A 19510-nucleotide genomic window follows, 5' to 3' on the forward strand; every position below is an offset into this window, starting at 1 on the left:
TTCCCGCCAGGTGTGACCTCGGTCCCCCGCGGGCACACTGGGAAGGCGGGGCCCGGTAAGGGTGTTGCACGATGAGTGAGCAACGACCGAAGAGAGTGTTCATCGGTGACGACCAGAGGAGGAAGGCGATGACCCCGACCCTCACGCCGCCGCCCGAAACGGTGGCTCCCCCAGCCGCCGATGAACGGTGCGACCGCTGCAATGCTGCCGGCAAGCTCCGTATCACTCTGGCGGGTGGGAGCGAGTTGGTGTTCTGTGGGCACCACGCGAACAAGTACGCCGAGGATCTCGTGAAGATCACGGTGAAGTTCGCGACGGACCCGGAGTTCAGCTGGCGAGGCGCCGATCTGATGGCGAACTGACCCGAAACCCCTACGACGACGCAGCCGGGCGGAGGCACCCTGTGGGTGCCTCCGCCCGGCTGTTCCCGGCTGGGCCCACTCCCCCACCCTCTCCGCCCCCGGGCTCCCCGTCACCGGCCCGGTGATCAAGAGGTTCGCGTCACCATCCCACCGATTTCTGACGCCAACCTCTTGATCACCGACGACGGCCGGGGCAGGGACGGGGCCGGACAGAACGGGAGAAAGCGGGGGCCGTCAGAGGGTCTGGACGGTGGCTATGCGTTCTTCGAGCTGTTCGATGGTGGCCTGGGCGCTGGGCGGGCCGCCGCAGAGCCGGCGCAGCTCCGCGTGGATCTTGCCGTGGGGCAGGCCGGTGCGGTGGTGCCGGGCGGCCACCAGAGCGTTCAGCTGACGCCGGAGCGCCACCCGACGCTGGGCGGCACTCAGAGGTACGGCGGGCGCGGCCGGGGCCGCAGCGGCCGGCTCAGCGGCCTGGACGGCCGTCCGACGCCGCTGCGCGGCGAGCTGGTCGGCCTGCCGCTTGGTCAACAGCAGCGACACCTGGTCGGCGGTGAGCAGACCGGGCAGCCCCAGGTACTCCTCCTCCTCCGGGGTGCCGGCCTGGGCGGCGGTGCCGAACGACGCCCCGTCGAAGATCACCTGGTCCAGTTCGGCGGTCGCGGACAACGCGGTGAACCGCTTCTCCAGCTCGCCGCTTGCCTGCTCGTCGCGTTGGGCCCGCTCCAGCAGGTCGTCGTCGAAACCCTCGCGGTCCTTGGGCTTGCCGAGCACGTGGTCCCGCTCGGCCTCCATCTCGCTGGCGAGGCCGAGCAGGTGCGGCACGCTCGGCACGAACACCGAGGCGGTCTCGCCGGGGCGGCGGGCCCGGACGAACCGGCCGATGGCCTGCGCGAAGTACAGCGGGGTGCTGGCGCTGGTGGCGTACACCCCGACCGCCAGCCGGGGGATGTCGACGCCCTCGGAGACCATCCGGACCGCCACCAGCCACCGCTGCTCGGACGCCGCGAACGTCGCGATCCGGGCGGACGCGCCCTGGTCGTCGGAGAGGACCACGGTGGCCTTCTCCCCGGTCACCTGTTCGATCAGCTTCGCGTACGAGCGGGCGTTCTGCTGGTCGCTGGCGATGATCAGGCCACCGGCGTCGGCCATCCCGGCGTTGCGCAGCACGGTCAGCCGGGCGTCGGCCGCCCGCAGCACCTGCGGCATCCAGTCCCCGGCCGGGTCCAGCGCGGTCCGCCAGGCCTGGGCGATCAGGTCCTGGGTCATCGGCTCGCCGAGCCGCGCCGCCAGCTCGTCCCCGGCGTTGGTGCGCCAGCGGGTCTCCCCCGAGTACGCCAGGAACAGCACCGGGCGTACGACGCCGTCGCGCAGCGCGTCGGAGTAGCCGTAGACCGAGTCGGCGCGGGAACGCAGCAGTCCGTCGCCGCCACGCTCGTAGGTGACAAACGGGATCGGGTTGTCGTCGGAGCGGAACGGCGTACCGGTGAGCATCAGCCGGCGTACCGCGGGTTCGAAGGCGTTCTTGACCCCGTCGCCCCAGGAACGGGAGTCCCCGGCGTGGTGGATCTCGTCGAGGATGACCAGGGTGCGGCGGGTCATGGTGCGCCGCCGGTGCACCTGCGGGGCCATCCCCACCTGGGCGTAGGTGACGACCGCGCCGTGGAAGTCGGCGGCGGAGTGCAGGTCGGCGTTGCGGAACGCGGAGTCGAGCTGGATGCCGACCCGGGCGGCGGCCTGCGCCCACTGGGTCTTCAGGTGCTCGGTCGGGGCGACCACGGTGACCGCCTCGACGGTGCCGTCCACCAGCAGCTCGGCGGCGATCCGCAGGGCGAAGGTGGTCTTGCCAGCGCCGGGGGTGGCGACCGCGGTGAAGTCTTCGGTACGACGGCGCAGGTACTCCACCATCGCCTTGCGCTGCCAGGCGCGCAGGGGCGGGAACGTCTCCAACGCCGGCAACCGGGGTGCCACCCGAGGCTCCTCTCCGACCGCACGAGGCGGATCCGGGCCGAGGGCCACGGTACCGCCGCCCATGAAAACGCCTCCGCGCAGAGCATGCCGCGAAGGCCGGCCCAGCATAACCAGCCGGGCCGGGCAACCCCAGCCGACACCACGCCGACCGGTCCCGCCGCCGGTCAGCCGGGTGGACGGCCGAGGCCGGTCTCCGGCGGACGCATCGTCGCCACGGGTGCCGACCAGCGTCGCCGCAGCGCCACCAGGCGCAGCACGAAGACCAGCAGCGCCGCCGCGGTCAGCCCGCCCGCCCCGGCGTACCCCAGCGCCGACAGCAGCACCACCATGATCGAGCCGGCGAGCGCGGCGACGGCGTAGATCTCGCGGCGCAGCACCACCGGGATCTCGGCGGTGAGCAGATCCCGGCCCAGCCCGCCGCCGATCGCGGTGAGCATGCCGATCACCACCGCGCCGACCGCCGGCACCCGCGCGTCGAGCGCCTTGAGCGTGCCGGTGACGGTGAACAGGCCGAGGCCGGCGGCGTCGAGCACCAGCACGGTGGTGCGCAGCCGGGCGAGCTGCGGGTGCAGCCAGAACACGGCGGTGGCGGTGACCGCGGCGGTGGCGGCGTAGCGCCAGTCGGCGAAGGCGAGCGGCGGGACCTCGTCGATGACCAGGTCCCGGAAGATCCCACCGCCCAGCGCGGCGACGAACCCGACGAAGACGACGCCGAACAGGTCGAGCCGCTTCGCCACCGCCGCCGAGGCGCCGGAGGCGGCGAAGACGGCCACCCCGGTCAGGTCGGCCAGGAGCAGGGCGGTGGAGGTGGTCACACCGCCGAAGGTTACGGGGGCGGTCCGGCGGACCGCCCGGATCACTCGCGGTACGAGTCGTAGATCTCCTTGCACTTCGGGCAGACCGGCGAGCCGGGCTTGGCGGCCTTGGTCACCGGGAACGTCTCGCCGCAGAGCGCCACCACGAGGGTGCCCATCACGGCACTCTCGGCGATCTTCTCTTTGCGTACGTAATGGAACATCTCGGGACCCGTGTCGGCGTCCTTCAACTCCGGACGCTCAAGAACCTCGGTACTCACAGTCACACCTCCAACTGCACAAGTTTGGCAGGTCGGCCGGGTCCGGTCCACCGCAGCCCACCCCGACGGCGGCCAGTTACGGTAGCTGACGTGACCACCTTTCACATCCGGCCCGGTACCGAGGTCGCCGAAGCCCTGCGTGACGGCCGTCCCGTCGTCGCCCTGGAGAGCACGATCGTCTCGCACGGTCTGCCCCGACCGGACAACCTGCGGGTCGCCCGGCAGATCGAGCAGACGGTACGCGACGCCGGGGCCGTCCCGGCCACCATCGGCATGGTCGGCGGCGAACTCGTCGTCGGCCTCGACGACGCCGAACTGACCAGGCTCGCCACCGTCGACCCGGTGGCGAAGCTCTCCGTCCGCGACCTCGCGGTGGCCGCCGCCACCGGCGCCGACGGGGCCACCACCGTGGCCGCCACCAGCGCGGTGGCCGCCGCCGTGGGAATCGGCGTCTTCGCCACCGGCGGCCTGGGCGGGGTGCACCGGGAGGCGGCGCAGACCTTCGACGAGTCGGCCGACCTGGTCACCCTGGCCCGTACCCCGATCACGGTGGTCTGCGCCGGGGTCAAGTCGATCCTCGACGTCGGGGCGACCCTGGAGCGGCTGGAGACCCTCGGCGTCGGGGTGGTCGGCTACCGCACCAGGCGTTTCCCCGGCTTCTACCTGACCGACTCCGGGTTCGACCTGGACTGGTCGGTGGACTCCCCCGAGCAGGTCGCCGCGGTGCTCGCCGCCCGCGAGCAGCACGGGGTGCACGGCGGCGGCCTGATCGTGGCCAACCCGCTCCCGGTCGACGAGCAGCTCGACCCGGCGCTGCACGACCGCACCCTCGCCGAGGGCCTGGCCCGGCTGGGCCGCGAGGGCGTCACCGGCAAGGCGGTCACCCCGTTCCTGCTGGCCCACTTCCACTCGGCCACCGAGGGCGCCAGCCTGGCGGTCAACGTCCAGATCATCCTGCGCAACGCCGACCTGGCCGCCCGGATCGCGGTCGCGGCCGCCCCGCGCGCCGCCGCATGACCGCTCCCGGTCGGATCGTGGTGGTCGGCGACCTGATCACCGACGTGGTCGCCGTGCTCGAAGGCGCGCTGGCCACCGGCTCGGACACCCCGGCGGCCATCAAGGTCACCGGCGGCGGGCAGGCCGCCAACACCGCCGCCTGGATCGCCGCCCAGCACGCGCCGGTGACGCTGGTCGGGGCGGTCGGCGACGACAGCGCCGGCCGGGACCGGGTGGCCGAGCTGGAACGGGCGGGGGTGGACTGCGCGGTCGAGGTGCACCCGCAGGCCACCACGGGGACGGTGATCGTGCTGGCCACCGCCGACGAGCGGACCATGGTCACCGAGCGGGGGGCGAACCTGCGGCTGACCGCCGACCACGTGGACCGGGCCCTGGCGGCGACGCCCGACGCCACCCACCTGCACCTGTCCGCGTACTGCCTGCTGGACGCCGGGTCGCGACCGGCCGGGCTGCGCGCGTTGGCCGCCGCCCGCGAGCGCGGGCTGACCACCAGCGTCGACGCCGCCTCCGCCGCGCCGCTGCGGCGCATCGGCGCGGCGGCCTTCCTGTCCTGGGTACGCGACGTCGACCTGCTGCTGGTCAACGCGGACGAGGCGGGGGTGCTGGCCGGCGGGCTGGACCCGGCGGCCCAGGCGCGGGCGTTGTCGGCGGCGGCCCGACGGGTGGTGGTCAAGCGCGGCGGCGCGGGTGCGATCTGGGTGGACCGGCGGGCCACCGTCGGGGTGACACCGTCGTTGCGGGTCGCCGTGGTGGACGTCACCGGGGCCGGTGACGCCTTCGCGGCCGGCCTGCTCACCGCCTGGACGACCGGCGCGACCCCGAGGGCCGCGCTGACCCGGGCCGCCGACCTGGGCGCCCTGGCGGTCTCGATGGTGGGTGCCCGGCCGGAGGCGACCGGCGGGTAGCGGTGCCGGCTACGCCCGCACCGGCCGGCCCCGTCAGGGTTCGGCGTCGATGATCCGGTGCGGGCGTTCCTCGGCGGTGAGGCTCATCGGCGGGGTCTCGTCGCGGTGCCGGGGCTGGAACCTGGTGGCCAGCCGGTGCTCCTCCTTGGGCGGCCGGTCGTTGGCGAGCAGCACCGCCAGCCAGGGGATGAGGATCATGCCCAGCGCCACCAGGGGCAGCCAGAGCCAGAGCAGCGGGGCCTTCGTGCCGACCAGGACCGCTCCGGCGATCACGCAGGCCACCCGGATGCCCATCATCAGCACGTACCGCTTCTGTCTGCTGGTGAGCTGGTCGTCCTGGCTGCGCGAGGCGTCGGTGATCAGAATCGGCTGGTACGCCTGACGCTTCACCATGGACCTCCTGAGGGGATTACCCACCATCCTGTCACCGCACCACCTTGATCAGCGAAAATCGACGCATACCGGCATCGTGTTACGTACGTGGTACGCTCCGCCGGTGGGCAGCCGGTTCAGCTTCACCGAGGAGGGGTTGGCCAACCTACGGGTCTACGCCGTCACCCCCGGGGAAGTCTGGGAGGCGCTGCACAGCACCCGCCGGGTGATCCGGCACCTCGGCGAGGACCTGACTGTCGTCTACGCGGCGAGCGGGCGCGGCCGGCGGTTGGCCGTCCTGCTCGCCGAGGCCGACGGCACCGACCACGACTGGGACGTCCTCTCCGCCCGCGACCTGAGCGACGTCGAGGCCAAGCGCTACGACGAGACCGTGCGGAGAACGCGCCGATAGAGGAGGCGACGGCGATGAACCGTGACGAGGCCATCAAACGATTCCACGGCGGCGACGACACGTTCGCCGAGCTGATCGACGACAGTCGGCCGGTGGAACTACCCGCCCCCGACACCGACGTGCCGATGGTCAGCCGTTCGGTGCGCCTGCCGGTGGACACCTACGAGCGGGTCCGGGCGGCAGCCGAGGCGCGGGGCATCGGCGTCACCACCCTGATGCGCCAGTGGATCGAGGCCGGCCTGGCCGACCTGGACGACTCGGCCACCGTCTCGCTCGCCGACGTACGCCGGGCGCTCGCCTCGCTGTCCCGCCCCACCGCCGCCTGACCACCCCCGGCTCACAGGGCCGGGTGGGGTCGCTCCGGCGGCCGCCCGTACGCCCGGCGGTAGTCGGTGACCGTGATCGCCGCCAGCACGGTGGCGGCCGCGGCGAGCGCCACCACGCTGACCGTCAGGGTCGCCAGGGGCGTCAGCACGGCCAGGGCGAGCACCCCGACGAGTCGGGACCGGGACACCCGCCCGAACACCTCGTGCTCGAACCGGGCGCGGGCGAGCAGGAAGACCGCCGGACCACCCGTCAGGAAGACCGCCCAGGCCAGCCGGGTGCGCTCGTACGGGTGCACGATCGCCAGCTCGTAGCCGACCGCCGTGGTCAGCACCCCGGCGACGATCACCAGGTGGGTCCAGCTCATCGACTCCCCCAGCCGGCCCGGCGAACGGGCCACCCGGATCGCCTCGGTGAGCAGGTGACCCGCCCGGTGGAAGTAGATCCGCCAGAGCAGCACGGTGGTGACGAAGGAGAGCAGGAACGCCCCGGAACTGGCCGCCGAGAAGCTGCGCCCGCTGAACGCCAACCCGATGACGAGGATGTTCTCGCCGAGGGCGATCAGGAAGAACTGCTGGTGCCGCTCGGCCAGGTGCTCCCCCAGCACCGCCCAGGTGGACGTGCGGGTCGCCCCGAGGCGGGGCACCGGCCAGCCGAACATCAGCCCGGCGTAGTCGACGACGACGGCCACCGACCAGCAGGCCAGCCGCCACGTCCCGGGCAGCACCGCCCCGAGCACCCAGGGCACGGCGCTGGCCACCGCCCAGGACGCGACCCGCACCGTGACCAGCCGGCGTGGGTGGCCGCGCAGCGCCAGGGTGAGGAAGATCGGCCGGCCCACCTGCACCGCCACGAACGCGAGGGCGAAGGCCACCGCGCGGGTGTCGAAGGCGCGCGGGGTGGCGACCGCCATCACCATGCAGCCCAGCATCGCGTAGACCACCACGAACTGGATCTGCGGCTGCTCCGGCTCGTACCGGCTGGTGACCCAGGCGGTGAAGGTCCAGACCGCCCAGAACGCCAGGAAGATCACCAGGGTCTGGGCGATCTCCACGGGCAGGTCCTCCCGGGCGGTGCCCAGGTCGTCGAGGATCCGCTGGGAGACCCGGGTCAGGGCGAAGACGAAGACCAGGTCGAAGAAGAGTTCGAGGAAGGTGGCCCGGGGGGAACTCACCCCGCCGCGCAGCAGCGCCGCCCCCCGCTCGTCCGCCATCGTCCACCCGTCGCCGCTGTCGCGGATCTCAACGAGCCGACCCGGCTCCGGTTGCGTCAGCCCCTGTCCGCCTTCGCCGCCGCCTTCGCCTGCTGCTTGTACTCGCGTACCCGGCGCAGCGACTCCGCGTCGGTGACGTCGGCGACCGACCGGTAGGTGTCCGGGTCGCCGTACCCGCCGGCGGCCTCCCGCCAGCCGTCGGGGCGCACGTCGTACCGCTTGCCGAGCAGGGCGACGAAGATCTGCGCCTTCTGCGTGCCGAAGCCGGGCAGGTCGGCGATCCGGCGCAGCAGTTCCCGCCCGTCGGTGACGTCCGCCCAGAGCCGCCCGGCGTCGCCGGCGTACCGGTCGACCAGGACCCGGCACAGCTCCTGCACCCGGCCGGCCATCGCCTTCGGGAACCGGTGCAGCGCGGGCGGCCGGGCGAAGACCTCGACCAGCTCCTGCGGGTCGTAGCCGGCCAACTCCCTGGCGTCCGGGTCGTGGCCCAGCCGCTGGGCCAGCACGTACGGCGAGGAGAACGCCTTCTCCATCGGCACCTGCTGGTCGAGGAGCATCCCGGTCAGCAGGGCCAGCGGGCTGCGCTCCAGCAGCCGGTTGGCCTCACCGTCGATGGGCAGCGAGAGCGTCATGCCCCCATCCTGCCCGCCCCGGCCGCCCGACCGGCCGACATCCCGTCCGGTCCGCCGCGCCGTGGTCGTCCGGACGCCCGGACGCGGAGCGCCCGGTGGACACAGCGCGGCCCGGTGGACACGGGGGTCCACCGGGCCGTTCGGTGCCGTGGGGCGTCAGTTCACGACGTAGAGCAGCCGGTTCGGCGAGCCCGAGCCGGGGCTGGTCACCACGCCGGTGGTGGCGCTGCCGGTCAGCGAGCTGGCGACCTGCGCCGGGGTGTACGAGGGGTTGGCCGACAGGACCAGGGCGGCGGCGCCGGCGACGTGCGGGGACGCCATCGAGGTGCCGCTGATCGTGTTGGTGGCGCTGTCGTTGGTGTTCCACGACGAGGTGATGTTCGTGCCCGGCGCGAACAGGTCGACGCAGGAGCCGTAGTTGGAGTAGGAGGCCCGCGCGTCGGTGTTGGTGGTGGCGCCGACCGTGATCGCCGAGGCGACCCGCGCCGGCGAGGAGTTGCAGGCGTTCGCGCTGGAGTTGCCGGCCGCCAGCGCGTACGTGACGCCGGAGCTGATCGAGTTGGCCACCGCGTTGTCGAGGGCGGTGCTGGCCCCGCCGCCGAGGCTCATGTTGGCCACCGCCGGCTTGACCGCGTTGGCGGTCACCCAGTTGACGCCGTTGACCACGCCGGTGGTGCTGCCGCTGCCCCGGCAGTTGAGCACCTTCACCGCGATCAGCCGTACGCCCTTGGCCACGCCGTACGACGTGCCGCCGACGGTACCGGCGACGTGCGTGCCGTGGCCGTTGCAGTCGGTGTTGTTGGAGTCGACCGTGTTGGTGCCCCAGGTGGCCCGGCCGCCGAAGTCGGCGTGGGTGGTCCGGATGCCGGTGTCGATGATGTACGCCCGCACGTTGGTGGCCGTGTTCGGGTAGGTGTAGCTGGAGTTCAGCGGCAGGTTGCGCTGGTCGATCCGGTCCAGGCCCCAGGAGGGCGGGTTGGTCTGGGTCGCCTGGACGGTCATCACCCGGTCCTGCTCGACGTAGGCCACCGACGGGTCGGCGGCGAGCCGGCGGGCCTGGCTGGCGCTCATCTTCGCGCTGAACCCGGTGAGCGCGGCGCTGTAGACGTCGGCGACGTTGCCGCCGTACCGCTTGGTGAGGCTGGCGGCCCGGTCCGGCACGGCGGTCCGGGCGGCGCGGCTGTTGGCGGCGCCGACGGCTTCACCCTTCAGCACGACCAGGTAGCTGCCGCTGATCGCGTCCGGGGAGGAGGCGTAGCGGATCTGGCCGGTGGGGGCGGCGAGGGCGGGTGCGCCCGCGGCGACGGAGAGGGCGGCAGCGGCGGCCGCGACGGCGACCGCGCGGATCGCGCGACGCCGGGGGACGGACACGTCGGACATCGTCTGAACTCCCAACCGGGTACGACCGGACAGACGGGGGCCGTCCGAACGTCCCATCGACGGATGTTGGAGGGAATGTTAACGAGACATCGACGTACGTAACAGAGATAACGGCCGGGGGATTGAGCTGGTGTTATGGAAGTCGACGGGTGCCCACCACCCCCCGCCCCCGGGGCAGGCAGGATGGCGAGGTGGACCGTTACGACATGCTGCTCTCCCCCGCCGGCGTCGACGCGCTGCGCACCGCGCTCACCGACGCCGACTTCACCGCCAACGGCATCGCCGGCCGGCTCGGGCCGCAGGCCACCGGCGGAGTGGCCCGCAACGACTTCCGGGCCGCGCTGCGCGCCACCGAGGAGCGGGACCCGCTGGCCACCCTGATCCGGGTGTTCGTCTGCGACCAGACCGAGCCCGAGTCGGCGGTCGCCGCCGCGCTCGCCCCCCTCGACCTCGCCGAGGCCGTCGCCGCCGGCCTGGTCGAGCCGTACGGCGACGGCCTGCGCGCCGGGGTCGACCTGGAGCCGTACGGGGACGCCTGGTGGGTGCTCGCCGACGTGCCGGCCAGCGCCCGCCCGGGTCGGCCACTGCCCAGCGAACACGTGCTCGGCATCGGTGGGGCCACCCAGACCCTGATCGGGGCGACCGTCCGCCGCCCGGTGGACACCGCGCTGGACCTCGGCACCGGCTCCGGTGTGCAGGCCCTGCACCTGGCGACCCGGGCCCGGCGGGTCACCGCCACCGACGTGTCGGAGCGGGCGCTGCGCTTCGCCGCCACCACCGCCGCCCTCAACGGGCAGGACTGGGAACTGCTCCGCGGCGACCTGGTCGCCCCGGTGGCCGGACGCCGGTTCGACCTGGTGGTCAGCAACCCGCCGTTCGTGGTCGGGCCGGGCACCACCACCCACGTCTACCGGGACTCCGGCCGGGTCGGCGACGCGATCGGCGCGGAACTGGCCGCCGCCGCGCCGGGCCTGCTCACCGAGGGCGGCACCATGCAGTACCTGGCCAACTGGGTGCACGTCGCCGGGGAGGACTGGGCCGAGCGGGTGACCGGCTGGTTCGCCGGCACCGGCCTGGACGCCTGGGTGATCCAACGCGAGGTCGCCGACCCGATGGCGTACGTCAACCTGTGGCTGGCCGACGTCGGCGAGGCTGTCGACCCGCAGCGGGCGGCTGCCTGGCTGGACTGGTTCGACGCGTACAAGATCGAGGCGGTCGGGTTCGGCATCGTCTCGCTGCGCCGGGGCGGGCACGCCGACCCGGTGCTCCGGGTGGAGGACCTGCGCCAGCGGGTCGAGGCCCCCCTGGGCGACCAGGTCGCCGCCTGGTTCGACAGGCAGGACTTCCTGCGTGCCCGGGGCGCGGAGGGGGTGCTCGCCGCCCGTTACCGGGCCGCCCCGGGGCTGCAACTGCGGCAGGAGGCGACCATCGGCGACGAGGGCTGGGCGGTGGACCGGCAGGTCCTGACGATGCCGCACGGGCTGCGCTGGAGCGAGGAGATCGACCCGCTGGTGCTGGCCCTGGTCGGCGGCTGCGACGGGCGGTTGCCGCTGCGTGACCAGCTCGCCCTGCTCGCCGCCGCGCACGACGTCACCACCGACGAGCTGGCCGAGGCGGCCGGTCCGATCGTGGCGCGCCTGGTCGAACGGGGCATCGTCGAGCCGGTGACCGACTGATGCGGGCGGTGGTGCAGACCGTCGGCCGGGCCAGCGTCACCGTCGACGGCGAGGTGGTCGGCGCGATCACCGACGGCCTGCTGGTGCTGCTCGGGGTCACCCACACCGACACCCCCGAGCTGGCCGCGACGATGGCCCGCAAGGTGCACGAGCTGCGCATCCTCGACGACGAACGCAGCGCCGCCGACACCGGCGCCCCGATCCTGCTGGTCAGCCAGTTCACCCTCTACGGCGACACCCGCAAGGGCCGCCGGCCGAGCTGGACCGCCGCCGCCCCCGCCGAGGTGGCCGAACCGCTGGTCACCGCCGTGGTCGAGGCGCTGCGCGCCCGGGGCGCGACGGCCGAGACCGGCCGCTTCCGCGCCCACATGCTCGTCGAGAGCGTCAACACCGGCCCCCGCACCCTCCTCCTGGACCTCTGACCCACCCCCACCCGCCCCGCTCGCCACCGTCCCCGTCCCCGCCCCGCCCAGCGTCAGCCCCGGTGATCAAGAGGTTGGCGTCATTCTGAAGATCAAAGTTGACGCAAACCTCTTGATCACCGGCGCGGGGCGGGGCGAGGTGAGGCGGGAGGGGGTGGGCGGGGTGGGGTGGGTCGGTCAGAAGAAGAGGCCGCGGCGTTGGAGGGACTGGCGGAGCCAGCCGTCGAGCTGGGCGGCCCAGTCGGTGCGGTCGGCGTTGGCGTGGTCGACGGTGAACCGGCCGAAGGTGTCCCGGCCCTCGGTGAACAGGCCGCCGCGCTTGTCCAGCTCCAGCACCACCTGCATCTGGTGCGGGTCGGTGACGAAGGTGACCTCGAGCTGGTTGATCGCCCCGGCGTACTGCGGCGCGGGGTAGAACTCGATCTCCTGGTAGAACGGCAGGCTCTGCCGTACGCCGTAGATGTGGCCCCGCTCGACGTCGGCGCGGGCGAACCGGAAGCCCAGCCGCAGCAGCGCCTCCAGCAGCCGCTCCTGGGCCGGCAGCGGATGCACCGACACCGCGTCCAGGTCACCCTTGTCGACCGCGCGGGCCACCTCCAGCTCGGTACGCAGCCCCATCGTCATCCCGTGCAGCCGGTGGCCGTACAGGTCGGTAAGCGGGGTCTCCCACGGCACAGCGAACCGGAACGGGATGTCGTACCGCTGGCCCGCCTCGAGCCGGAACGGGCCGGTGACCTGCTGCCGGGCGAACTCCTGGGTGGTCTCGTACTCGGAGTCCGCGCCCTCCACCTCGACCCGGGTGACCAGACCGAGCGCCACGTACTCGATGTCGGTGGCGTGGTCGCCGCCGGCCACGTGCACCCGCCCCTCCAGCACCCCGCCCGGACGGCAGTTCGGGTTGGCGAGCACGGTCTCCACCGACGGACCGCCCACCCCCATCGACTGCATGAGCCGCTTGAAGACCACCACGTCCTCCATTGCCTGTTCGCATGCCGGCCACCATGGTCGACCGCTGGCACGGTAACCGGACCCGGCAAGACCCGCGACCGCCCACCCCGCACCCGACCGGATTGGTGTCGGTTCCCCGATCGCCTCACCCCCGTTTCACGTCCCGGTTGGAAAGCTGTTCGTCACCGGGGCCGATGGCGCCGGTACGCGACACGAAAGCGGACACGGGGAGACACAGAGATGGCCCTGCAGATGATCGATAACAAGACGCGCCCGGCCACCACCATCGACGCCGAGCACGGCACCGAAGCCCTCACCGACCTCGACGCCACCGACGAGCGCGGGGTCTCCACCGACCTGGTCCGGGCCTACCTCAACGGCATCGGCCGGACCAAGCTGCTCACCGCGGCCCAGGAGGTGGAGCTGGCCAAGCGGATCGAGGCCGGGCTGTTCGCCGAGGAGAAGCTGTCGACGTGCACCCCCGTCTCCGGCGACCTGCACGCCGACCTCGCGCTGATCGCCCGGGAGGGACGCGCCGCCAAGGACCACCTGCTGGAGGCGAACCTGCGGCTGGTGGTCAGCATCGCCAAGCGCTACACCGGGCGGGGGATGGCCTTCCTCGACCTCATCCAGGAGGGCAACCTCGGCCTGATCCGCGCGGTCGAGAAGTTCGACTACGCGAAGGGTTACAAGTTCTCCACGTACGCCACCTGGTGGATCCGGCAGGCGATCACCCGGGCGATGGCCGACCAGGCCCGCACCATCCGCATCCCGGTGCACATGGTCGAGCAGGTCAACCGGATGGTCCGGGTCCGCCGGGAGCTGTCGGTCACGCTGGGCCGCGAGCCGATCGTGTCCGAGGTGGCGCGGGCGATGGAGATCCCCGAGTTCCAGGTCATCGAGCTGATCTCGTACGACCGGGAGCCGGTCAGCCTCGACCAGGCCGTCGGCGAGGACGGCGAGAGCGCCCTCGGTGACTTCGTCGCCTCGGTGGACCCGCGCACCGAGCCGGGTGACGCCGCCGCCAACGGCGAACTGCGCAACGAGGTACGCATCGTGCTCGCCACCCTCTCCCAGCGGGAGCAGGCGGTGATCCGGCTCCGGTTCGGTCTCGACGACGGTCGGCAGCGCACCCTCGACGAGGTGGGCAAGGAGTTCGGCCTGTCCCGGGAGCGCATCCGGCAGATCGAGAAGGTCACCCTGCTCAAGCTGCGCGACCCGGAGCGGGCGCAGCGGCTGGAGGCGTACGCCTGCTGAGCGGGACGGTTCGCGGTCAGGCCCCCGGCGGTTCGCCGGGGGCCTGCCTGCTTCCGCGGTGACCGCCCGCGGGGTGCCCGGCCGGCGGCACCCGGTCAGAGCCGGCGTGGGCCGGTGTCGGGGCGGGCCCCGGCCGTGCCGACGCCCACCGCCGCGTGCAGCACCGCGATGCCGTCCGGGCGGGCCAGCACCGGGTTGAGGGTGAGTGACCGCACCCGGGGCTGCTCGTCGGCGAGCCGCCCCACCCGTAGCAGCAGGTCGACCAGGGCCGCCCGGTCCACCGGGGCGGCACCCCGGTGCCCGCGCAGCAGCGGCGCCGCCCGGGGCTCGTCGACCAGTTCGGCGGCGTCCCGGTCGGTCAACGGCACCGCCCGCCAGGCCCGGTCGCCGAGCAGTTCGGTGGCGACGCCCCCCAGCCCGAAACCGACCACCGGCCCGAACGCCGGGTCCTCCCGCAGCTCCACCACGCAGGCCACGCCGGGCGGCACCATCGGCTGGACCAGCACCTGCGCGCCGAACCCGGCCGCCAGGTCCGCGTACGCCCGGCGCAGGGCGACCGGGTCGGCCAGGTCGAGGCGGACGGCACCCAGGTCGAGGCGGTGCCGCAGGCCGGGCGCGGCGGCCTTCAACGCCACCGGCCACCCGCAGCGGTCGGCGGCGGCGAGCGCCTCGTCGACGCTGCCGGCGGGCACCGACCCGACCACCTCGACGCCGTACGCGGCGAGCAGCGCCACCGGGTCGGCGGCGTCACCGCGCAACGCGGCCCGCCCGGCGTCCCGGTCCACTCCGGTCAGCTCCGGCACCGTGCCCGGGTCCCGCCGCAGCCACCCGGCGTACCGGCCGACCCGGCCCAGCGCCCGCACCGCCTCCTCCACGCTCGGGTACGCGGGCAGCCCCGCCGGCACGCGCCCGGCGAGGAACGTCACCACGGTCGGCTTGCCGGCGGCCAGGGTCGCCGGCAGGGCGGCGGTGACGTCCGCCTCCTCGACGGTGAGCTGCCCCGGCAGCGGCGGGGCGAAGACCGCGACCAGCGCGTCCACCCCGTCGTCGGCGGCGGCCCCGGCCAGCGCGGCGGTGAACTCGGCGACGCCTGCGTGCGGGCCGACGTCGCGCGGGTAGCCGTCGGCGACGGTGAGGCCCTGCCCGACGCAGGCGGCGGCGGCCAGCCCGGTCAGCGCCGACGAGTTGCCCACCACCGCGACCCGGTCACCGGCGGGCAGCGGCTGGTGGGCCAGCAGCACCCCGACGTCGAGCAGTTCGGCGACGGTGTCCACCCGGATCACCCCGGACTGGGCGAACAGCGCGCTGACGGCGGCCTCGTCCAGCGCCGGGCCGGCCGGACGGGCCAGCGACGCCAGCGCCACCACCGGCTTGTCCCGGCCGATCCGGCGGGCCAGCCGGGCGAACTTGCGCGGATTGCCGAAGGTCTCCAGGTAGAGCAGGATCACGTCGGTGCCCGGGTCGTCCTGCCAGTACTGGAGCAGGTCGTTGCCGGACACGTCGGCCCGGTTGCCGGCCGACACGAAACTCGACAGGCCCAGCCCGCGACGCTGCGCCTGCGCCAGCAGCGCCACCCCGAACGCGCCGGACTGGCTGAAGAAACCCACCCGGCCGGGGGCCGGCAGCACCGGGGCCAGGGTGGCGTTGAGGCGTACCCGCTCGTCGGTGTTCGCCACCCCCAGGCAGTTCGGGCCGACGACCCGCATGCCTGCGGCGTGCGCCGCCCGGACCAGGGACCGCTGGGCGGCCGCGCCGGCCGGGCCGGCCTCGGCGAAGCCGGCGGAGATGACCACCAGGCCGTGCGCGCCGGCCGCGGCGGCGTCGGCCACCACCCCGGCCGCCGCGTCGGGGGGCACCGCGACGACCGCGAGGTCCACCGCCACCCCCGCGTCGGCCGCCGACGGGTACGCGGGCAGCCCCGCCACCGTCCGCGCGCCCGGATGCACCGGCACGATGGCCCCCGGGTAGCCGCCGTCACGCAGGTGCCCGAGCAGCGCCGCACCGACGCCCTGACCGGTGGCGCTGGCCCCGTAGACGGCCACCCCGCGCGGGGCGAGCAGCCGGGCGATGGACCGGGCCTCGGTGCGGTGTTCCCGGCCGCGCTGCACCGCCAGGGTCGCCTCGGTCGGCGCGATCGGGAAGGTCAGGTGCACCACCCCGTCGGCGAACTGGCGTTGCACCTGGTAGCCGAAGTCGGCGAAGACCCGCAGCATCGCCCCGTTGGTGGGCAGCACCTCGGCGACGAAGTGCCCGATGCCGGCCCGGCGGGCCGCGTCGGCCAGGTGTTCCAGCAGCACCGAGCCGATCCCCCGGCCCTGGTAGGCGTCCTCCACCACGAACGCCACCTCGGCCTCCGGGGCCGCCGGCCCCAGCCGCTCGTACCGGCCGACGGCGACGATCCGGTCACCGGCCAGCACCACGAACGCCTCCCGGTCGCGGTGGTCGACGGTGACGAACCGGTGCAGGTCCCGTTCCGGGATGCGCGGGTACGGCGAGAAGTAGCGCAGGTAGCGGGTGCGTTCCGAGAACCGCCCGTGCATGGCGACGATCTCCGGGGCGTCCTGCGGCCGGATCGGTCGCAGTCCGACGGTGCTGCCGTCGCTGAGCAGCACGTCCACCGGTTGGTCGACAGTGGTCACCGGTCCCTCCCCAGGTTCCCGGCTCAGTCGCGCGGGTCGTACGGGTCCAGCCCGAGCAGCGGGAACACCGCCTTGCGGGTGGCCGCCACGGCCCGGTCCACCGAGTTCGGTTCCCCGGTCGGCTGCCACGGCTGGTGTTCCGGGTCGATGTCGTCGGTCATCCGCAGCGGGACGTCCCGGCCGGGCCGCCGGTGGCCGGCCAGGGTGCGCCAGCCGGGCGGGGTGGGCGTGGCCGGGTCGAGCGGGTCGCCGGTGGCCACCGCCAGCAGATGGGTCCAGGCCCGGGGCACCACCTCCACCAGGGCGTACCCGCCGCCGCCGGTGGCCACCCAGCGGCCGTCGCACAACTCGTCGGCGAGGGCCCGCAACGCCAGGTAGGTGGCGCGCTGCCCGTCCACCGACAGGTGCAGGTCGGCCAGCGGGTCCATCCGGTGCCCGTCGGCGCCGCACTGGGTGAGCAGGATCTGCGGCCGGAACGCGCGCAGCACCGACGGCACGACCGCGTGGAAGGCGCGCTGCCACCCGGCGTCGTCGGTGCCCGGCGGCAGCGGCACGTTGACCGCGCTGCCCTGCGCCCCCGGCCCACCGGTCTCGTCGGGGAACCCGGTGCCGGGGAAGAGCGCGAGCGGGGTCTCGTGCAGGCTCACCGTGAGCACCCGGGGGTCGTGGTAGAAGACCTCCTGCACGCCGTCGCCGTGGTGCACGTCCACGTCGACGTAGGCGACCCGCTCGGCACCGAGGTCGAGCAGGCGGGCGATGGCCACCGCCGGGTCGTTGTAGACGCAGAACCCGGCGGCCCGGTCGGGCATCGCGTGGTGCAGCCCACCGGCCACGTTGACCGCGCGGCGGGCCTCGCCCCGCCAGACCGCCTCGGCGGCGGCCACGCTCGCCCCCGCGATCAGCGCGCTGGACTCGTGCATCCCGTCGAAGACCGGATTGTCCGAGGTGCCCAGTCCGTACCCGGCGAAGAGCGGATCGCGCGGCGCGGCCCGGACCGCGTCCAGGTAGTCGGGCCGGTGCACCCGGGTCAGCGTCGCGTCGTCGGCCGGCTCGGGCTCGACCAACCGCACCCCGGGCCGGTCCAGCACGCCCAATTCCCGGGCCAGCGCCACGGTCAGCTCGACCCGGACCGGGTCCAGCGGGTGCTCCCCCATGTCGTAGTCGAGCAGGGACTCGTCCCACACCACCAGCGTGTCGTCCGACATGGGGCCATCGTCGCACGACGGTCACCGCCCGCCCACCACACGTGCAGGTCAGCCGCCGGGTGTCGGGCCGGTCGCCACCGGGCGGGACCCGTCGGCGACCCATCCGCTCCACGATCCGACGTAGAGCGCGGCGTCCGGCCGACCCGCCAGGTGCAACGCCAGCACCGCCTGCGCGGCGGTCACCCCCGACCCGCAGTACGCCCCCACCGGCCCGTCGGCGCGTACCCCCACCGCGGCGAACCGGTCCCGCAGCACGTCGGCCGCCGGGTAGCGCCCCTCGGTGACGTACCCGGGGGCGGGCAGGTTCACCGCGCCCGGCACGTGCCCGGCGACCGGGTCGATCGGCTCGGTCTCGCCCCGGTAGCGGGGCGCGGCCCGCACGTCGATCAGCACCCCGTCGTCGGCCGCCGCAAGGGCCGCCGCGTCGTCGGCGTCCAGCACCGGCAGCGCGCCCGGCCGGACGGTCACGTCACCGGGCGTGACGGTGGGCACCTCGACGGTCTGCGGCAGCCCGGCGGCACACCAGGCCGGCCAGCCACCCGCCAGCACCCGGACCGGCCGGTGCCCGGCCCAGCGCAGCGTCCACCAGGCGCGGGCGGCGGCCAGGCCGTCGCCGCCGTCGTACACCACCACGGGGTGACCGGTGCGCACGCCGGCGGCCCGCAGCGCGGCCTGGAGGACCGCCGGGTCGGGCAGCGGGTGCCGGCCCGCCGCGCCGGGCGGACCGCACAGGTCGGTGTCCAGGTCGACGAAGACCGCGCCGGGCAGGTGCCCGGCGACGTAGTCCCCGCGGCCCGGCGGGCCGGCCAGCCGCCAGCGGACGTCCAGCAGGGTCGGTGCGTCGGGCCGGGCCAGCTCGGCGGCGAGCCGGTCCGGCTCGATCAGGGGGTCATCGGTACCGGACATGCGGTCCAGTCAACACCATCGGGGCACCGACCTCGCGTTTCGGCGCAGGTCGATCTTCGTGCGCCGGGGTAGCATCGACCACCGGGAGGCCGCTGACGTGAAGCATGACCTGGTCGACACGACCGAGATGTACCTGCGCACCATCCTCGAACTCGAAGAGGAGGGGGTGCCGCCGCTGCGTGCCCGGATCGCCGAGCGGTTACGGCAGAGCGGGCCGACCGTCAGCCAGACCGTGGCCCGGATGGAACGTGACGGGCTGCTCACCGTCGAGGGCGACCGGCACCTGGCGCTCACCGAGCTGGGCCGGGGCAGCGCCGTGTCGGTGATGCGCAAGCACCGGCTCGCCGAACTGCTGCTGGTCAACGTGATCGGAATGCCCTACGAGGAGGCCCACGAGGAGGCCTGCCGGTGGGAGCACGTGATGAGCGACGCGGTGGAGAAGCGGGTGTACGACCTGCTCAACCGCCCCACCCGCTCGCCGTACGGCAACCCGATCCCGGGGCTGGAGGAGCTGGGTCCGCCGCAGGCCGGGGCCAGTGAGCCGGTCGAGGGTGAACGCAACCTCGCCTTCCCCGGGCTGACCGGGCAGGTGGTGGTCCGGCGGATCTGCGAGAGCGTGCAGACCGACGCCGACGTGCTGCGGCAACTGCACGCCGCCGGGGTGGACCCGGGCGCCACGGTCACCGTCGCCCAGGAACGCGACGGGGTGTTCATCGACCGCTCCGGCGAACGGGTCCGGCTGCCCCGCGAGGTCGCCTCCCGGGTCTTCGTCGCCGCCCACTGACCGCCCGACCACG

The 19510-nt window shown here is 74.0% G+C and carries 20 protein-coding genes; 9 read left to right on the top strand and 11 right to left on the bottom strand.

The window, feature by feature from the left end; all coding sequences use genetic code 11:
- Positions 1-128 precede the first annotated feature (128 nt).
- Positions 129-362 carry a DUF7455 domain-containing protein gene (locus B5D80_RS25205; protein ID WP_088646450.1) on the top strand — a complete coding sequence of 78 codons (234 nt, stop codon included), beginning with the start codon at positions 129-131 and terminating at the stop codon, positions 360-362.
- A 234-nt stretch (positions 363-596) separates the two neighbouring features.
- On the opposite strand, the gene B5D80_RS25210 is transcribed toward B5D80_RS25205, so the two are convergent.
- The 3 genes from B5D80_RS25210 to B5D80_RS25220 form a co-directional block, all read right to left on the bottom strand.
- Positions 597-2330: a DEAD/DEAH box helicase gene (locus B5D80_RS25210; RefSeq protein ID WP_088646427.1), complete on the bottom strand. Its 1734-nt coding sequence runs from the start codon at positions 2328-2330 to the stop codon at positions 597-599.
- A gap of 164 nt (positions 2331-2494) precedes the next feature.
- Complete coding sequence (locus tag B5D80_RS25215; RefSeq protein ID WP_088646451.1) at positions 2495-3145, bottom strand: trimeric intracellular cation channel family protein; 651 nt, start codon at positions 3143-3145, stop codon at positions 2495-2497.
- Positions 3146-3186: 41 nt separating this feature from the next.
- On the bottom strand, positions 3187-3411 hold the full coding sequence (locus B5D80_RS25220; RefSeq protein ID WP_194821886.1) for a DUF3039 domain-containing protein: 225 nt from the start codon (positions 3409-3411) through the stop codon (positions 3187-3189).
- An 84-nt stretch (positions 3412-3495) separates the two neighbouring features.
- Between B5D80_RS25220 and B5D80_RS25225 the strand changes: the two genes are divergently transcribed.
- Both B5D80_RS25225 and B5D80_RS25230 read left to right on the top strand, forming a co-directional pair.
- Positions 3496-4422: a pseudouridine-5'-phosphate glycosidase gene (locus B5D80_RS25225; protein WP_088646429.1), complete on the top strand. Its 927-nt coding sequence runs from the start codon at positions 3496-3498 to the stop codon at positions 4420-4422.
- On the top strand, positions 4419-5327 hold the full coding sequence (locus tag B5D80_RS25230; protein ID WP_088646430.1) for a carbohydrate kinase family protein: 909 nt from the start codon (positions 4419-4421) through the stop codon (positions 5325-5327). The genes B5D80_RS25225 and B5D80_RS25230 overlap by 4 nt, the downstream gene beginning before the upstream one ends.
- 33 nt (positions 5328-5360) lie before the next feature.
- Here B5D80_RS25230 and B5D80_RS25235 read toward each other — a convergent pair whose 3' ends face one another.
- Complete coding sequence (locus B5D80_RS25235) at positions 5361-5720, bottom strand: DUF3099 domain-containing protein (protein ID WP_194821888.1); 360 nt, start codon at positions 5718-5720, stop codon at positions 5361-5363.
- A gap of 103 nt (positions 5721-5823) precedes the next feature.
- On the opposite strand from B5D80_RS25235, the gene B5D80_RS25240 reads away from it, so the two are divergent.
- Together B5D80_RS25240 and B5D80_RS25245 are read left to right on the top strand one after the other, a co-directional pair.
- Positions 5824-6111, top strand: coding sequence for a hypothetical protein (locus tag B5D80_RS25240; protein WP_245854974.1), 288 nt, complete (start codon positions 5824-5826; stop codon positions 6109-6111).
- A gap of 14 nt (positions 6112-6125) precedes the next feature.
- Positions 6126-6437, top strand: coding sequence for a hypothetical protein (locus tag B5D80_RS25245; RefSeq protein ID WP_088646432.1), 312 nt, complete (start codon positions 6126-6128; stop codon positions 6435-6437).
- 11 nt (positions 6438-6448) lie between these two features.
- On the opposite strand, the gene B5D80_RS25250 is transcribed toward B5D80_RS25245, so the two are convergent.
- From B5D80_RS25250 to B5D80_RS25260, 3 genes are all read right to left on the bottom strand, one after another.
- Positions 6449-7648 (bottom strand): low temperature requirement protein A, encoded by a 1200-nt coding sequence (locus tag B5D80_RS25250; RefSeq protein WP_088646433.1) that lies wholly within the window; start codon positions 7646-7648, stop codon positions 6449-6451.
- A gap of 56 nt (positions 7649-7704) precedes the next feature.
- Positions 7705-8280 carry an HhH-GPD-type base excision DNA repair protein gene (locus B5D80_RS25255; RefSeq protein WP_088646434.1) on the bottom strand — a complete coding sequence of 192 codons (576 nt, stop codon included), beginning with the start codon at positions 8278-8280 and terminating at the stop codon, positions 7705-7707.
- Positions 8281-8436: 156 nt separating this feature from the next.
- The gene (locus B5D80_RS25260; protein WP_088646435.1) at positions 8437-9660 is read right to left on the bottom strand and encodes a S8 family peptidase; all 1224 of its coding nucleotides are present in this window, start codon (positions 9658-9660) and stop codon (positions 8437-8439) included.
- 191 nt (positions 9661-9851) lie between these two features.
- On the opposite strand from B5D80_RS25260, the gene B5D80_RS25265 reads away from it, so the two are divergent.
- Both B5D80_RS25265 and dtd read left to right on the top strand, forming a co-directional pair.
- The gene (locus B5D80_RS25265; protein ID WP_211291644.1) at positions 9852-11336 is read left to right on the top strand and encodes a DUF7782 domain-containing protein; all 1485 of its coding nucleotides are present in this window, start codon (positions 9852-9854) and stop codon (positions 11334-11336) included.
- The gene (gene dtd, locus B5D80_RS25270) at positions 11336-11758 is read left to right on the top strand and encodes a D-aminoacyl-tRNA deacylase (RefSeq protein WP_088646436.1); all 423 of its coding nucleotides are present in this window, start codon (positions 11336-11338) and stop codon (positions 11756-11758) included. The genes B5D80_RS25265 and dtd overlap by 1 nt, the downstream gene beginning before the upstream one ends.
- 177 nt (positions 11759-11935) lie before the next feature.
- Here dtd and B5D80_RS25275 read toward each other — a convergent pair whose 3' ends face one another.
- Entirely contained in the window at positions 11936-12724 is a 789-nt protein-coding gene (locus tag B5D80_RS25275) for a sporulation protein (RefSeq protein WP_088646454.1), read from the bottom strand.
- Between the two features lie 222 nt (positions 12725-12946).
- On the opposite strand from B5D80_RS25275, the gene sigB reads away from it, so the two are divergent.
- Positions 12947-13963 (top strand): RNA polymerase sigma factor SigB, encoded by a 1017-nt coding sequence (gene sigB, locus B5D80_RS25280; RefSeq protein ID WP_372444556.1) that lies wholly within the window; start codon positions 12947-12949, stop codon positions 13961-13963.
- Between the two features lie 95 nt (positions 13964-14058).
- On the opposite strand, the gene B5D80_RS25285 is transcribed toward sigB, so the two are convergent.
- From B5D80_RS25285 to B5D80_RS25295, 3 genes are read right to left on the bottom strand one after another with little or no spacing between them, the layout of a single operon-like run.
- On the bottom strand, positions 14059-16602 hold the full coding sequence (locus B5D80_RS25285) for a bifunctional acetate--CoA ligase family protein/GNAT family N-acetyltransferase (protein ID WP_088646437.1): 2544 nt from the start codon (positions 16600-16602) through the stop codon (positions 14059-14061).
- A gap of 23 nt (positions 16603-16625) precedes the next feature.
- Positions 16626-17807: an acetoin utilization protein AcuC gene (locus B5D80_RS25290; protein WP_088646438.1), complete on the bottom strand. Its 1182-nt coding sequence runs from the start codon at positions 17805-17807 to the stop codon at positions 16626-16628.
- 48 nt (positions 17808-17855) lie between these two features.
- A complete protein-coding gene (locus B5D80_RS25295) occupies positions 17856-18713 on the bottom strand; it encodes a sulfurtransferase (RefSeq protein WP_088646439.1) in 858 nt (285 codons plus the stop codon).
- Between the two features lie 97 nt (positions 18714-18810).
- Here B5D80_RS25295 and B5D80_RS25300 point away from each other — a divergent pair, with 97 nt between their 5' ends.
- Positions 18811-19497, top strand: a complete 687-nt coding sequence (locus B5D80_RS25300; protein WP_088646456.1) for an iron-dependent transcriptional repressor DtxR — start codon at positions 18811-18813, stop codon at positions 19495-19497.
- Positions 19498-19510: the final 13 nt, after the last annotated feature.

The organism is Micromonospora wenchangensis (genome assembly GCF_002210435.1).
Lineage (GTDB): Bacteria > Actinomycetota > Actinomycetes > Mycobacteriales > Micromonosporaceae > Micromonospora > Micromonospora wenchangensis.